This window comes from Streptomyces sp. NPDC060000 (assembly GCF_042737375.1).
Taxonomy (GTDB): domain Bacteria; phylum Actinomycetota; class Actinomycetes; order Streptomycetales; family Streptomycetaceae; genus Streptomyces.
The window spans coordinates 1-14300 of the sequence record NZ_JBHWUU010000058.1 but is presented as its reverse complement, the minus strand read 5'-3'; the positions used below and the strand labels follow the sequence as shown (position 1 = coordinate 14300).

12 protein-coding genes are annotated in these 14300 nt (G+C 70.6%); 6 read left to right on the top strand and 6 right to left on the bottom strand.

Annotated elements, in window-relative coordinates; all coding sequences use genetic code 11:
• The first annotated feature begins 303 nt into the window (after positions 1-303).
• Positions 304-2034 carry a type IV secretory system conjugative DNA transfer family protein gene (locus tag ACFWBB_RS27695; RefSeq protein WP_385277717.1) on the top strand — a complete coding sequence of 577 codons (1731 nt, stop codon included), beginning with the start codon at positions 304-306 and terminating at the stop codon, positions 2032-2034.
• A gap of 134 nt (positions 2035-2168) precedes the next feature.
• On the opposite strand, the gene ACFWBB_RS27690 is transcribed toward ACFWBB_RS27695, so the two are convergent.
• A complete protein-coding gene (locus ACFWBB_RS27690; protein ID WP_385277715.1) occupies positions 2169-3470 on the bottom strand; it encodes a hypothetical protein in 1302 nt (433 codons plus the stop codon).
• A 604-nt stretch (positions 3471-4074) separates the two neighbouring features.
• Between ACFWBB_RS27690 and ACFWBB_RS27685 the strand changes: the two genes are divergently transcribed.
• Entirely contained in the window at positions 4075-5184 is a 1110-nt protein-coding gene (locus ACFWBB_RS27685; protein WP_385277713.1) for a sugar ABC transporter substrate-binding protein, read from the top strand.
• Positions 5185-5769: 585 nt separating this feature from the next.
• Positions 5770-6876, top strand: a complete 1107-nt coding sequence (locus ACFWBB_RS27680) for a LuxR C-terminal-related transcriptional regulator (RefSeq protein WP_385277711.1) — start codon at positions 5770-5772, stop codon at positions 6874-6876.
• Here the strand turns inward: ACFWBB_RS27680 and ACFWBB_RS27675 are convergent.
• The 3 genes from ACFWBB_RS27675 to ACFWBB_RS27665 form a co-directional block, all read right to left on the bottom strand.
• Positions 6773-7831, bottom strand: coding sequence for a helix-turn-helix transcriptional regulator (locus ACFWBB_RS27675; protein WP_385277709.1), 1059 nt, complete (start codon positions 7829-7831; stop codon positions 6773-6775). The two genes, ACFWBB_RS27680 and ACFWBB_RS27675, sit on opposite strands and share 104 nt — an antisense overlap.
• 74 nt (positions 7832-7905) lie before the next feature.
• Positions 7906-8754: a helix-turn-helix transcriptional regulator gene (locus ACFWBB_RS27670; RefSeq protein WP_385277707.1), complete on the bottom strand. Its 849-nt coding sequence runs from the start codon at positions 8752-8754 to the stop codon at positions 7906-7908.
• A 243-nt stretch (positions 8755-8997) separates the two neighbouring features.
• Positions 8998-9261 (bottom strand): hypothetical protein, encoded by a 264-nt coding sequence (locus ACFWBB_RS27665; protein WP_385277705.1) that lies wholly within the window; start codon positions 9259-9261, stop codon positions 8998-9000.
• A gap of 15 nt (positions 9262-9276) precedes the next feature.
• Between ACFWBB_RS27665 and ACFWBB_RS27660 the strand changes: the two genes are divergently transcribed.
• The gene (locus tag ACFWBB_RS27660) at positions 9277-9612 is read left to right on the top strand and encodes a hypothetical protein (RefSeq protein ID WP_069768324.1); all 336 of its coding nucleotides are present in this window, start codon (positions 9277-9279) and stop codon (positions 9610-9612) included.
• A 200-nt stretch (positions 9613-9812) separates the two neighbouring features.
• Here the strand turns inward: ACFWBB_RS27660 and ACFWBB_RS27655 are convergent, their stop codons facing one another.
• Positions 9813-10226: a pyridoxamine 5'-phosphate oxidase family protein gene (locus ACFWBB_RS27655; protein ID WP_385277703.1), complete on the bottom strand. Its 414-nt coding sequence runs from the start codon at positions 10224-10226 to the stop codon at positions 9813-9815.
• Between the two features lie 120 nt (positions 10227-10346).
• Between ACFWBB_RS27655 and clpB the strand changes: the two genes are divergently transcribed.
• Positions 10347-12950, top strand: a complete 2604-nt coding sequence (clpB, locus tag ACFWBB_RS27650; RefSeq protein ID WP_385277699.1) for an ATP-dependent chaperone ClpB — start codon at positions 10347-10349, stop codon at positions 12948-12950.
• A 21-nt stretch (positions 12951-12971) separates the two neighbouring features.
• Here the strand turns inward: clpB and ACFWBB_RS27645 are convergent, their stop codons facing one another.
• Positions 12972-13499 carry a hypothetical protein gene (locus ACFWBB_RS27645; RefSeq protein ID WP_385277697.1) on the bottom strand — a complete coding sequence of 176 codons (528 nt, stop codon included), beginning with the start codon at positions 13497-13499 and terminating at the stop codon, positions 12972-12974.
• Positions 13500-13641: 142 nt separating this feature from the next.
• On the opposite strand from ACFWBB_RS27645, the gene ACFWBB_RS27640 reads away from it, so the two are divergent.
• Positions 13642-14223 (top strand): YbjN domain-containing protein, encoded by a 582-nt coding sequence (locus tag ACFWBB_RS27640; protein WP_385277695.1) that lies wholly within the window; start codon positions 13642-13644, stop codon positions 14221-14223.
• The last annotated feature ends 77 nt before the right edge of the window (positions 14224-14300 follow it).

The window sequence follows — 14300 nt, the reverse complement described above, 5'->3', positions numbered from 1 at the left end:
CGGCCCGACCGGCGCTCTGCCCGGGCGAACCACAGGACGCCGGCGACGAGGACATCCGGCCGCGTGCCGTGACCCGCGGTGCCCTGTACGCCGAGCTCGGTCAGGAGGACGCGACCATGGAGAGGGGGGACCGGGACACTGCTCGGCACGCTCCCCGAGGACGCCGACATGCCGATGGAGTTCACGGGCGACGGCTGCCCGCTCGGCACCGCCCTCTTAACCTTCGCGGCGACGAAGTCCTGACCGGACCCTCGACCGAGCCCCCCAGACACTTTCCGAAGTCCAGAAAGGACGGACCCGCGGGTGACCGCAGAACAGCAGAAGAAGCCCCGCGCCGAGGACGACTGGACCTTCGAGATCGTCATCGCGGTCGCTGTCGTGCTCCTCGTGGGGGCCGGTGCCTGGCTGGCGGCGAAGATCGGGGCCGGGTACTCCGACGCGCCCGCGCCGGCCGCCAACCCGCTGACGTTCCTCGTCGAGGTGCTCAAGGGCGACTACAGCTGGCCGGGTTCCGCGGCCAGCGCCGTCGCGGCCGGGGAGGCGGTGGTGGCCGGGATCCTCGGCCTGGCCGCCTACCGGGTGCGGGAGCGGTTCAGGAACAAGCCCAAGGTGGACGGCGCCGCCCAGCACCTCGCGAAGGGCGAGGAGCTCGGCAAGCTGACCATGAAGGGCGCGGCCGCCACCGCCGAGCGCCTCGGCGTGCAGTCGCGCACGCCCGGCGTGTTCATCGGCCGGTCCGTCAGGGGGCGCCAGCCGCTGTACGGGTCGTACGAGGACATGCACGTCGACATCTGGGGCCCCCGGACCGGTAAGACGACCCGGCGGGCCATCCCCGCCATCCTCGACGGGCCCGGCGCCGTCCTCGTCACCTCCAACAAGCGCGACATCGTGGACGCGACCCGGGGTCCGCGGACCGCGCGCGGGCCGGTGTGGGTGTTCGACCCGCAGCAGGTCGCGCAGGAGGAGCCGAGCTGGTGGTGGAACCCGCTGTCGTACGTCACCGACGTCGCCAAGGCCCGCAAGATGGCCGACCACTTCGCCAGTGGCTCGCGTGACGCCAACGCCTCCACCGACGCCTTCTTCGACCCGGCGGGACAGGACCTGCTCGCCAACCTGCTGCTCGCCGCCGCCTGCGCCAAGGCGCCGATCACCCAGATCTACACCTGGCTGTCCAACCCCAGGGACGACGCCCCGGAGCGGATCCTGCGCGGCGCCGGGCACGCCATGTCCGCGGACGGGCTGGCCGGCGTGATCAACGCCCCCGACAAGCAGCGCAGCGGAATCTACGGCGTCGCCCAGCAGATGGCGTCCTGCCTGGTCAATCCCGAGGTCAACCGCTGGGTCACGCCGCCCGCCGACGAGTACGCGGGGGAGTTCGACCCGCACGCGTTCGTCCGCGGGGCCGGCACCCTGTACTCCCTGAGCCGGGAGGGGCGCGACTCCGCCGGGCCGCTCGTCACCGCGCTCACCGTGGCCGTCGTCGAGGCCGCCGAGGAGTACGCCACCACCCAGCGCGGCGGCCGCCTCCCGTTGCCCCTCGTCGGTGTCCTCGACGAGGCGGCCAACGTGTGCCGCTGGCGGACGCTGCCCGACCTGTACTCGCACTACGGCTCGCGCGGCATCATCCTGATGACGATCCTCCAGTCCTGGGCGCAGGGCATCGAGGTGTGGGGCGAGCGCGGCATGGAGAAACTGTGGTCCGCCGCGAACGTCCGGGTCTACGGCGGTGGCGTCTCCGACACCCGCTTCCTCGGCGACCTGAGCGAGCTGGCCGGCGAGTTCGAGCTGCGTGAGTACCAGACCAGCCGTGAGTCGGAGTTCGGCGGCTGGTCCGGCAACCGCGCGATCAGCGAGTCCACGCGCCGGGAACGCGTCCTGCATGTCTCCGACCTCGGCGCGATGCCGCCCGGCCGGGCCCTCGTCCTCGCCTCCGGCACCAAGCCGGTGCTGGTGGAGACGGTCCCGTGGTGGGAGGGCGCGTACGCCGCCGAGGTCCAGGCCTCACTGAAGAAGTACGACCCCGGGGCGCGCTGACGGCCGTAGCCCGACTCCGTCCGTACCTCGACTCCGTCCGTACCTCGACTCCGTCCGTACCTCGACACCGAAGAGGGGCCCGGAGGCTGATGCCTGCGGGCCCCTCGTCGTTCCACCGCTCAGGGGGTGGGGGATCAGATGCCCACCGTCCGCCGGCGACGCGTGCCGAACCACGCCGCCGCACCGCCGACGGCCAGCAGGACGGCTGCCAGGGCGCCGTAGAGGACGCCGCCCGAACCGGTGTTGGCGAGCGAACCGGTCGCGCTCGTGGTGCCGCCGGTGGTGCCGCCCGTGGCGGTGCCGCCCGTGGCGGTGCCGCCCGTGGTGGTGGCCGCGGAGCTGGACGCGGACGCCGACGGGGTCGCCGGGGCGGAGGTGGAGGGCGAGGGCGACGCGGACCCCGACGGGGTCGCCGACGGCGAGCCCGAAGCCTCGGCCGGCCCGGCCGTCACCTTGGTGGTGCTCGACTTGAAGTATCCGGAGTCGTCCATGGAGATCAGCGCCTCCAGCGGTACGGCCGTGTCCTTCTTGATGTCGCTGTGCTCACCCAGCGAGAGGTAGAGGTCGATGCTCGCGGTGCCGGAGGCCGCGCCGAAGCCCTTGGGCAGCGTGGGCAGTTCCCACATGCTGTCGTTGGTCTCCTTCAGCTTGACGATCTCGCCGCCGATCTTCGCCTCCAGGACGAAGTCGGGGTGACCGGCGCCGTCGCGGAAGTCCTGCGCGGAGACGGTGCGGTGCAGCTCGGCGGGGAACTCACCGGGACCGTCGGCCTTGGTGCTGAGCGTGAGGGAGGCACGCTGCCCCGGGCGGGCGACGACGTCGGTGTTCTTCGCCCAGGTCAGGTCGAGCTTGCCGGGCTTGATCTGCGGGTCGGCCTTGAAGTGGACCGTGTTGCGGGCCGGGTCGTCGTCGATGTCGCCGACCAGCCGGCCGGCGGTGAGGGTGAAGTCACCGTCGTTGGTGGGGTAGGAGGCGCCGAGTCCGACGGTGACCTTCCAGGTGAACTCGGTCTTCGCCGGGATGGAGAAGGCGGAGAAGGCCTTGCCGGAGGCCGGGTAGAACTCGCCCTGGAAGAAGCCGTCCTGGTGGCCGATGGCGGACTTGGTCGCGGGCGCGTCGATCGCGGTCACGTCGAAGACGATGGAGTCCTTCAGCACCGGGCTCGGACCGTCGGGCTCGCCCGGCAGCCAGGCGGAGAAGTCCTGCGCCTTGTCGGAGGAGTTGGTGACCGTGAGGATCATCGACTCCGTCGCCCCGCCGCGCTTGAGCGGACCGTCGGGGGTGGGCGCGCCGAGCGACATCTTCAGCGCGTGCCCGCCCGCCTTGTCGGCGGCGACGGCGGTGGCCGGGACGAAGGCGGCGCCGGCGACAGCGGTGACGACGGCGGTCGCGGCCACGGTACGCATGCGGCGGGCGGCGACGGAACGAGCGGACATGATGAATCCCCCCAAGGAATCAACAAGGGTCTACGAAGACGGAAGAGTTGAGCCGGCCGAGCGAGTCGGGCCGGCCGAGAATGCCGGGAGCGCTGAGCGAGAGTTCTGAGAGAGCTGCGCGACGAGAGAGCCGCGAAAGGTGAGAGGCGCGTTACCGCCGGTTCTGCCTGTCCCCCCGGCGGCTCGCGGTGCACTCATCTTCACCCGGTTCTCATATTTGATCAATCGCCGGTTCGTCACCACTTCGCAACAGCGCCGGAAGCGGTAATTCCGCTGGTCAGGGGCCGATGGCCGGAGCGTCGCGCACCGACTGCGACGCGGTGCCGTCCACCGTCGCATCGCGCCGCCGGGCGGGGTGAGCGCGACGTCGTCGTGCCCCTGTTCCCCTTCGGTCCCCCGCCGGGTCCGCGCCGGTTCTTCGCTATCCCTCCGCGTCGTCTCCATGTGTCTTCACTCGCTAAGCGGAGGGTGATGTTGCTACTTCGTTAAGTAGTTCAGCTTGACGCCGGTGGCCGCCGCCGCGTTGTCTTTTTCAGACACCTGGGTCCAACATGCCGCACCCATGTCCGGATCGCACCTAAACGCACCTGAAGTGAGCCCCCGAATGCGTCGTATCGCCATAGCTGTGGTCGCCTCCACGATGTCCCTCTCACTCGCCGGGTGCGGGGTGCTGGGGGCCTCGGAGAACAGCAGCAGTGCGACACCGACCCGGAGCGACGAACTCACGGTGGGCGTGCTGATGCCGGAGGAGACCAACACCCGGTACGCGGACTTCGACTACCCCATCATCAAGAAGAAGGTCGCCGAGCTCACCCAGAACAAGGGCACGACCGAGTACGCGAACGCCGACGGGGAAGCCAGGACCCAGAACACCCAGATGCAGAAGATGATCGACGACAAGGTCGACGTCATCCTGCTGGACGCCGTCGACTCGAAGGAGATCGCGACCCTGGTGCAGAAGGCCAAGGACGCGAAGATCCCCGTCATCGCCTACGACCGCCTGGCCCAGGGGCCGATCGACGGGTACGTCTCCTTCGACAACGAGCTCGTCGGCGAGGTGCAGGGCCGCACCCTCGTGGAGGCCATCACCAACGTCGAACCCAGCGACAAGATCGTCATGATGAACGGCTCGCCCACCGACCCGAACGCCGGGCAGTTCAAGGCGGGCGCGCTCAGCGAGCTCAACGGCCGGGTCACCGTGGCGAAGTCGTACGACACCGACAAGTGGAGCCCGGACGTCGCCCAGGCCAGCATGACGAAGGCGATCGACGCGCTCGGCGTGGCCAACATCGCCGGCGTCTACTCCGCCAACGACGCCATGGCCGGCGGCATCATCAAGGCCCTGAAGGCCGCGGGTGTCACCGACGCCGACCTGCCCCCGATCACCGGGCAGGACGCGGAGCTGGCGGCAGTGCAGCGCATCATCAGCGGCGAGCAGTTCATGAGCGTCTACAAGCCGTACCCCGGCGAGGCCGAGGCCGCCGCCGAGGCGGCCGTCGCCAAGGTCCAGGGCCGCGACCTCCAGTTCGACGCCCTGACCCGCGACAAGGTCGACAGCCCGACCAACAAGAACATCCCGGCCAAACTGGTGCCCGTGGTCGCGCTGACGAAGGACAACATCAAGACGACCGTCATCGCCGACGGCATCTACAAGGTCTCCGACATCTGCACCGCCAAGTTCAAGGCCGCCTGCCAGGCCCTCAGGCTCATCTGAACCGCGCGCGCCCGTCCGGCGGGCCGATCGCCGGCCCGCTCGGCGCCGCCCCGCCGAGGCCGCCGGGAGCCGGCTGTGCGGGCGGCGATTTCCGGCCAGTCGGGTCGGTGGCAGCGCGTCCCAAGGAGCCGTCTGCACCAGGCTGTACGCCGTGACAGTGAGGTCCGCCGCACGCCCGTCAGCCGTGTCGGCACGTCGTGTTCGAAGTGGGCGGCATTGCCGGGCCCCGGGTGAGGACGAGGACCCGCGGGTCCGCGGTCCCCTCGCGCAGGTGGAATCCCCTGCGGGAGCCCGCGCGCGCGGGGTCGGCCTGTCGCCCGGCCGGACTCCCCCGTGGTCCGGCCGGGTCGGCCGCGCTCTCCCCCGAGTGGGGAGCACCCGGGGGCAAGCGGGATCAACGATGCACCGTCAGGTACCCCCTGCACCACCGTCAGCTTGTTGCAGTGCGACGGGAGGAGGCGGGGAGAAACGGGAACAGATGGGCGGTTTTCCCTGGCGTCGGCCGAAGGAGCCGTGTTGCGGAGCCGGTCCGGGCCGCGCATAGTTGCGCTCCGGAAGAGGCGTACGGCGGGGGTGGGATGGGCGATGACCGGGCACGGGACGGAGCAGCATCCACATGGTGCCGACCGACTGTGCGAGGCCGGGGATCGGGTGTATTCCCGGGCCGTACGGCGCGGCCGGGTGACGCGGACCGACGCCGAGCCGGTCCCGTGCCTCCTGGAACTCGCCCTGCTGCACCCCGACCCCGACGACATGGACTGGCTGGTGCCGACCTCCCCGCAGGAGGTCATGACCCGGCTGCTGCGCGGCCTGTACGACGAGGTGAGCGCGAGCCGTCGGCGGATGGGCTCGGCGGTCGCCGCCTTCGAGTGGTACGCGGGCCTCGGCGGGCCGGGCCGGGGCGCGGCGGCCGGTGAGGGCGCGGCGATCCGTGTCCTGGACGGCGCCTCCCGCATCCAGGCAGCCCTGGACGCGGCGACCGAGGCGTGTACGGCCGAGGTGCTCACCGTGCAGCCCGGCGGCATCCGGCGGGAGCACGAGCTGTCGGAGGGCCTGCACCGGGCGCTGGAGCTGCGCGGCCGGGGCGTGCGCATGCGGGACATCTACAACCACGTGGCCCGGCACGGCCAGGGCCTGCTCACCTATCTGGAGCTGATGGGCGACGCGGTCGAGGCCCGCACCCTGGACGAGGTCATCGACCGGCTGATCCTGTTCGACCGCACGGTCGCCTTCATCCCGGCGAACAGCGACCGGACGATGGCCCTGGAGCTGCGCCACCCGGCTCTCGTCTCCTACCTGGTGACGGTCTTCGAGCGGCTCTGGCGGCTGGCGATCCCGCTCACCGCGCCGCTGCCCGAGACCCGTATCGAGGGCATCTCCCACCGCGAGCAGTCCATCGCCGCGCTGCTGGCGGAGGGCCACCAGGACGCGGTGATCGCCGAGCGCCTGGGCATCAGCGTCCGCACCTGCCGGGCCCACATCGCGCGTCTCTCGGAGACCCTGGGCGCGGCCAGCCGGACCCAGTTGGGGGTGCGGATCGCGCAGGTCGGCCTCGACCGGCCGTCCGGGGAGGCGGATCCGCCGCCGGTCAGTCTTCCGGCGCCGGTGGCTGATCCCGGCCCGGTTCCGGCTCCTGCCCCTGCGCCCGGGTCCGGCTCTGTTCCCGGTCAAGGATCCCCGACTGCCCTATGAGGTAGCCGAGTTGGGCGCGGCTCTCGCTGCCGAGGGTGGTGGCGAGTTTGGCGATGTGGACGCGCGCGGTGCGGATGTTCATGCCGAGGCGGTCGGCGATGACGGCGTCGGTGTGCCCTTCGACGAGGAGGGCGGCGATGGCCTGCTGCCGGGGGGTGACGCCGTTGAAGGAGGGGCGGCGGACCGCCTGCGGGTACATGGGGGTGGCCAGCCGCCACAGGCGGTCGAAGGTGACGGTGAAGTACGTCAGGAGGGCCGGGTGGCGGACCTCCAGGGCCAGCCGGCCGTCCTCGCCCGCGGGGATGAAGGCGACCGTGCCGTCGATGACGATGAGACGGTCGGTGACCTCGTCGAGGGTGCGGGCCTCCACGTCGCCCCGGAGCTGCTCGTAGCGGGCCAGGACGTAGGGCTGGTGGCGCTGGGTGTGCTGGTAGAGGGTGCGGATTCGGCAGCCCCGGTCGAGCAGGGCCTGGTCGCGGGCCATGGCGACGGTCTGGGCCGTCTCGGCGCGCGGCCCGCTGTAGTGGACGTTGGGCTGGACGCAGAGCAACTCGTCCGTCGCCTCGTCCGTCGCCTCGGTGATTGCCCCGTTGATGCGTTCCGTGCCGCTGAGCAGACGCAGGGAGGCGGGATCCGGGCCGGCGGTGCGGCTGCCGGTGATCCGCATCAGGGGTTCGAACAGGGTCGCCAGTCGTTCCTCGCGGCGCCGTTCGTCGGCGATGCGGGTGCCCGAGGCGCGCAGCAGCCGGTGCAGGGCGAGGGCCGGGGACACGGGTTCGAGCAGGTCCGGGTCGTCCACGACCGGATGCAGCAGGCCGAAGGACAGCAGACAGGGGGCCGCCGCCTCGGCCTCCTCGGCCTTGACGCGCCCGACGCGCAGGGCCTGCTCGTAGAGGGTCGTGCCCGCGGCGCACAGGTTCTCCACGCCGTGGTGGGGGTGCGGCGGCGCCTTCACTGCGTTTCCTTCTCCTGTTCGATGGTTCCGGGCCGGTGGGGGGCGGCATTCGGGGGCGGCTGTCCGGGCGGCTGTCAGGGTTCCTGTTTGAGGAGCCCCGACTGGGCTATGAGGAATCCGAGCTGGGCGCGGCTGCCACTGCCCAGCGCGGTGGCGAGTTTGGCGATGTGGGCCCGACAGGTCCGTACGTTCATGCCCAGTCGGCGGGCTATGGCCTCGTCGACATGCCCCTCGACGAGGAGCTTGGCGATGGAGTGCTGGATGTCCGTGATGCCGTCGGGCGCGGTCTCGTAGGGGGCGCCGGTGGCCAGCGGCACCGCGCGGCCCCACATGAACTCGAAGACCTTGATCAGGTAGCGCACGAGCCCCGGGTGACGAAGTTCGAGGGCGACCTGTCCGTCGTCCCGGGTAGGGATGAAGGCGACGGTCTCGTCGCAGATGATCAGCCGCTCCACGAGTTCGTCGATGGTGCGGTACTCCACCTTGCCGTCGGTGAACCGGGAGACGTAGCCGAGCGTCTCGGGGCTGTACCGGGCCGTGTGCTGGTAGAGGGTCCGGATACGGCAGCCGCGGTCGATCAGCGGTCTGTCGCGCTCGAGTCCCTGGACGAGGGTGTGCTCGAGGCGCCGGCGGCTCGGCTGGACGGTGAGCATCTCGGTCTGGCACTGGGACGTGGCCAGATCGAGTGCCGCGTTGATCCGGTCGATGCCCTCCAGCACCGTGATCGAGTGTGTGGTCGGCGTCGGCTGGGCGCTGAGGGTCATGAACGGCTCGAAAGCGTCGGCGAGTTCGACCGACAGCCGTCTGCGCCGGGTGATCTCGCGTTCGATCGGGTTGAGCAGTTGGGACAGGGCGATCGACGGGGGCACCGGACGTAGCCAGTTCGCGTCGTCGGGGTCCGCATGAAGCAGGGCGAACTCCATCAAACACGGAGCAGGCTCCACATCCGCACGGGCTATGCGGCCCGTCCGAAGAGCGTTCCCATAGAGACGGCGACCTTCCTCGCACAGCTCAGTCGACGCATGAGGATGTGTCTGCTTTGTCTGATTTTTCGTCAAATCTCCACCCCCCAGGGTCCTGAACGTGCAGGAACATGATGCATCGATTGTGTGGCCATGACGTGCCCGAATGGGCCATCGTCGTAGTGGACGGGGGAGAGGTGACCTTCAAATGAGGACGAAGCCGACTATGCATAAGAGAATGCTTCGCTCGGCGCTTGCCGCCGCCTTCTCCGCCGCCTTGGCCTTCGGCGCGCTGAGCGGCCTTGCGGGAACGACGGGTGACACGGCGCGCGACAGTACCTGGAGCACGGGTACCGAGACCGTCGCGGCGCCCGCGGACAGTACGTGGGTCGCGCCACGCGACAGCACATGGGTGATCACGGCGGCGGTGCCGGGTGACAGCACATGGGTCGCGCCCAGCGACAGCACGTGGGTCGCCGAGTCATGACCACTCCACCCGACGACCGCTCCTTCCGCCGCGAAATGGCCACCGCCTACCGCTCCGGCTGGCACTTCATCGACCTGGTCACCGCCATCCCCCACAGCGGTGACTCGTTGATGGTGACCGTGTTCGGTGAGCCGGTGGTCGTGACGCGCGACGAGGACGAGGACGTACGGGCCTACCGGTGCCTGCGCAAGCCCCGGGGGGCGCCGCAGCCCGTGCGGTGCGCCATTCGATACGGAATGATCTTCGTGAACCTGGACCAGCGGGACCACAGGCTGGTGGAGCCCGAGGCTCCGCCCCTGAAGACCATCTCAGCCACCCCCCGCAGTGCCTGACGCGATTCCCCCGTCGTAACAGATCGCTCAGGTGCTTCCCCCCGCAGCGGCGTCACCGTGACCTGAACACGGTGACGCCGCTGCAGTTTGCGGCGACATTTCCGCACATGCGCCTGCTTGAGCCTTGGCCGAAAAACGCCGGGGACGGATCTGGTCACCCCATGTCACCCATGTCACCCACGTCGGCCGCGTCGGCCGCGTCAGCCACGTCCCATGGCCCGGGTCAGCTCGATCTCGATCACCACGCGCGCGGGGTTCGGGCTCGGTGTGCGCCCGTAGCGCTGCGCGTACCGGCGCTCCGCCTCCGCGACCCGGTCGGGCTCCCGGTGCACCCGCGCCCTGCCCTCCAGGGTGGCCCAGCGCCCGCCGTCCACCTGGCACACCGCCACCCGGGCGCCCTCGGGGCCCGCCGCGAGGACGTTGCGCACCTTCGTGCTGCCCCCGTGCGCGATGACCCGGGCGAGCCCGGCCTCGGGGTCGTACGTCACTCCGACCGGAACCACGTGCGGACTGCCGTCCGGGCGTGGTGTGGTCAGTGTGCACAGATGCCGTTCCCGCCAGAAGGCGAGATACGGCGCTTCCGGGGCGCCCGGGTCCTGGGGGTATGCGGCCATGGTCCGGAACCTAACCCGTCCCGGACTCCCGGCGCACACCTTGAGTGGAATAGACTCAACTTTGTGTACGCTGACACAGTCAGTACGGGAGAGCGCTGACGCAAGGAGGAGACAGCGAACGTGGACGCCGAGCTGACCAACCGGAGCCGGGACGCGATCAACGCGGCCAGCAACACCGCCGTGTCCCAGGGACACGCCGACCTCATCCCCGCCCACCTGCTCCTGGCTCTGCTCCAGGGGCAGGAGAACGACAACATCGTCGATCTTCTGGCCGCCGTCGACGCCGACCAGGCCGCCGTGCGGTCCGGGGCCGAGAGGGTGATCGGCGCGCTGCCCAGCGTGACCGGGTCCACCGTCGCGCCCCCGCAGCCCAACCGCGAGCTGCTCGCCGTCATCGCCGACGCGCAGAGCCGGGCCCGTGACCTCGGTGACGAGTACCTGTCGACCGAGCACCTGCTCATCGGCATCGCCGCCAAGGGCGGGCAGGCCGCCGAGGTGCTCAGCCGGCAGGGAGCGACCGCGAACAAGCTCCAGGAGGCCTTCCGCAAGGCGCGTGGCGGACGACGGGTGACCAGCGCCGACCCCGAGGGGCAGTACAAGGCCCTGGAGAAGTTCGGCACGGACTTCACCGCCGCCGCCCGCGAGGGCAAGCTCGACCCCGTCATCGGACGGGACCAGGAGATCCGGCGCGTCGTGCAGGTCCTCTCCCGGCGTACGAAGAACAACCCCGTGCTGATCGGCGAGCCGGGCGTCGGCAAGACCGCCGTCGTCGAGGGCCTGGCGCAGCGGATCGTCAAGGGCGACGTGCCCGAGTCCCTCAGGAACAAGCGGCTCGTCGCGCTCGACCTCGGCGCGATGGTCGCGGGCGCCAAGTACCGCGGCGAGTTCGAGGAGCGGCTGAAGACCGTCCTGGCCGAGATCAAGAACTCCGACGGCCAGATCATCACCTTCATCGACGAGCTGCACACCGTCGTCGGCGCGGGCGCCGGCGGCGACTCCGCCATGGACGCCGGCAACATGCTCAAGCCGATGCTCGCGCGCGGTGAACTGCGCATGGTCGGCGCAACGACGCTCGACGAGTACCGGGAGCGGATCGAGAAGGACCCGGCGCTGGAGCGCCGCTTCCAGCAGGTGCTGGTGGCGGAACCCACGGTCGAGGACACCATCGCGATCCTGCGCGGTCTCAAGGGTCGCTACGAGGCCCACCACAAGGTGCAGATCGCGGACGCGGCCCTGGTCGCCGCCGCGACCCTCTCCGACCGGTACATCACCTCCCGCTTCCTCCCCGACAAGGCCATCGACCTGGTCGACGAGGCGGCCTCCCGCCTCCGGATGGAGATCGACTCCTCCCCGGTCGAGATCGACGAGCTCCAGCGGTCCGTGGACCGGCTGAAGATGGAGGAGCTGGCGCTCAGCAAGGAGACGGACGCCGCCTCCCGCGAGCGGCTGGAGAAGCTGCGGCGCGACCTCGCCGACAAGGAGGAGGAACTGCGCCTGCTCGACGCCCGCTGGGAGAAGGAGAAGCAGTCCCTCAACCGGGTCGGCGCGCTGAAGGAGAAGCTCGACGAACTGCGCGGCCAGGCCGAACGCGCCCAGCGTGACGGCGACTTCGACACCGCCAGCAAGCTGCTGTACGGCGAGATCCCGACCCTGGAGCGCGACCTGGAGGCCGCGACCGAGGCCGAGGAGGAGGCCGCGCAGGACACCATGGTCAAGGAGGAGGTCGGCTCGGACGACATCGCCGACGTCGTCGCCGCCTGGACCGGCATCCCCGCGGGCCGCCTCCTGGAGGGCGAGACCCAGAAGCTGCTGCGCATGGAGGAGGAGCTGGGCCGCCGCCTCATCGGCCAGGCGGAGGCGGTCCAGGCGGTCTCCGACGCCGTACGGCGCTCCCGCGCGGGCATCGCCGACCCCGACCGCCCCACCGGCTCCTTCCTGTTCCTCGGCCCGACCGGCGTCGGCAAGACCGAGCTGGCGAAGGCCCTCGCCGACTTCCTCTTCGACGACGAGCGGGCGATGATCCGCATCGACATGTCGGAGTACGGCGAGAAGCACAGCGTCGCCCGCCTGGTCGGCGCCCCTCCCGGCTACGTCGGCTACGAGGAGGGCGGCCAGCTCACGGAGGCGGTGCGCAGGCGCCCGTACAGCGTGGTCCTGCTCGACGAGGTGGAGAAGGCGCACCCGGAGGTCTTCGACGTCCTGCTCCAGGTGCTGGACGACGGCCGGCTGACCGACGGCCAGGGCCGCACGGTCGACTTCCGCAACACCATCCTGGTGCTGACGTCGAACCTGGGCAGTCAGTACCTGGTCGACCCGGTGTCCACCGAGGCGGAGAAGAAGGAGCAGGTCCTGGAGGTGGTGAGGGCCTCGTTCAAGCCGGAGTTCCTCAACCGGCTCGACGACCTGGTCGTCTTCTCGGCGCTGAACAAGGAGGAACTGGAGCGGATCGCCCGCCTCCAGATCGACCGCCTGGCCAAGCGGCTTGCCGAGCGCCGCCTCACCCTGGAGGTCACCGACGCGGCCCTGGCCTGGCTCGCCGACGAGGGCAACGATCCGGCGTACGGCGCCCGCCCGCTGCGCCGCCTGGTCCAGACGGCCATCGGCGACCGGCTCGCCAAGGAGATCCTGGCGGGCGAGGTCAAGGACGGCGACACGGTCCGGGTGGACACCTTCGGCGAGGGCGAGGGCCTGATCGTGGGTCCGGCGGCCCGCAAGGCGCTGTAGCGCCCCCGGACCCCGCTCACGTCACGTCGTGAACGCCGAGTACCGCACCCGCGCGGTCTCGGCGTTCTCGTACGCCACGTTCACGTTGACGTAGTAGGCGTCCGCCCCGGGGTGCTCGGTGACGTCGAGCTGGAAGCAGTAGTCCGAGCCGTGGACACAGGCCTGGGTGCCCGGGCCGCCCGGTTCGGGCGCCTCGGGATAGGCGTCCGTCAGCCAGGCGCTCACGTCCGCACGCGGCATGCGGAAGTCGGCCTGGTAGTTCGTGTCCATCCAGGACTGCACCGTGCACTCGGCGTCCTGCGCACCCGACGGCAGCTCGGCCCCGCCGAACGCCAGCGCCTCGGCACAGGGCACCTTCTTGATCCTGGCCCCATCGGGTTCCTCGTCGTCGGTCAGCACCCAGACACCGACCAGCACCAGTAGGCCGACCACCAGTAACACCGGCAGTGCCAGGATCGCCGCCACCATGCCCCACCTGGTCCGGCCCGCCGGCTGCGGCCGCACGACCGGCTCGGGTCGCTCGCCCGTATCGCTTCGCTCGTTCGCCATGCGATTCCCCTCCGCCTGTTACCGCGCCTTGGTGCAACAGGCCGGATCATGTCAGCCCAGGGCTGACAGACCCCTGCTGGGCTTGCCACCCCCCTCCCCGCATGGGGGAGGATGGCGGAATCCGTACGAAGGGAAAATCACGGTGAGCATCGACCCGTCCTCGATTCCGAACTTCGGGGGCCAGCCAGAGCCGCAGCCCCAGGGTGGACCGGCGGGCCCCGTCGTCCCGGATCAGGACCTCGTGAAGCAGCTCCTCGACCAGATGGAGCTGAAGTACGTCGTCGACGACGAGGGTGACCTCGCGGCGCCGTGGGAGGAGTTCCGTACGTACTTCATGTTCCGCGGCGAGGGTGACCAGGCGGTCTACTCGGTGCGGACGTTCTACGACCGGCCCCACGGGATCGACGACAAGGCGCAGCTGCTCGAGTCGATCGACGACTGGAACCGCCGCACCCTGTGGCCCAAGGTCTACACCCACACCCACGACGACGGCACCGTCCGCCTCATCGGCGAGGCGCAGCTGCTGATCGGCGCCGGCGTGAACATCGAGCTCTTCGTCTCCTCGACGGTGAGCTGGGTGCGGGCGGCGATCGAGTTCGACAAGTGGCTCGTGGAGCAGCTGGGCCTGGAGTCCGCGGTCGGCGACGCCGACGAGAAGCCCGGCGACGGCTCCGAGAACGCCGAGACCGCCGAGAACACCAAGAAGGCCGAGGACGACGAGTAGGTCCGCGACCTGCCTGTACGTCGAGCGGGGGGCCCGCCCCCCCCGCGGGGGGGGGGCCCCCCGCCCGGCGCGGCCCC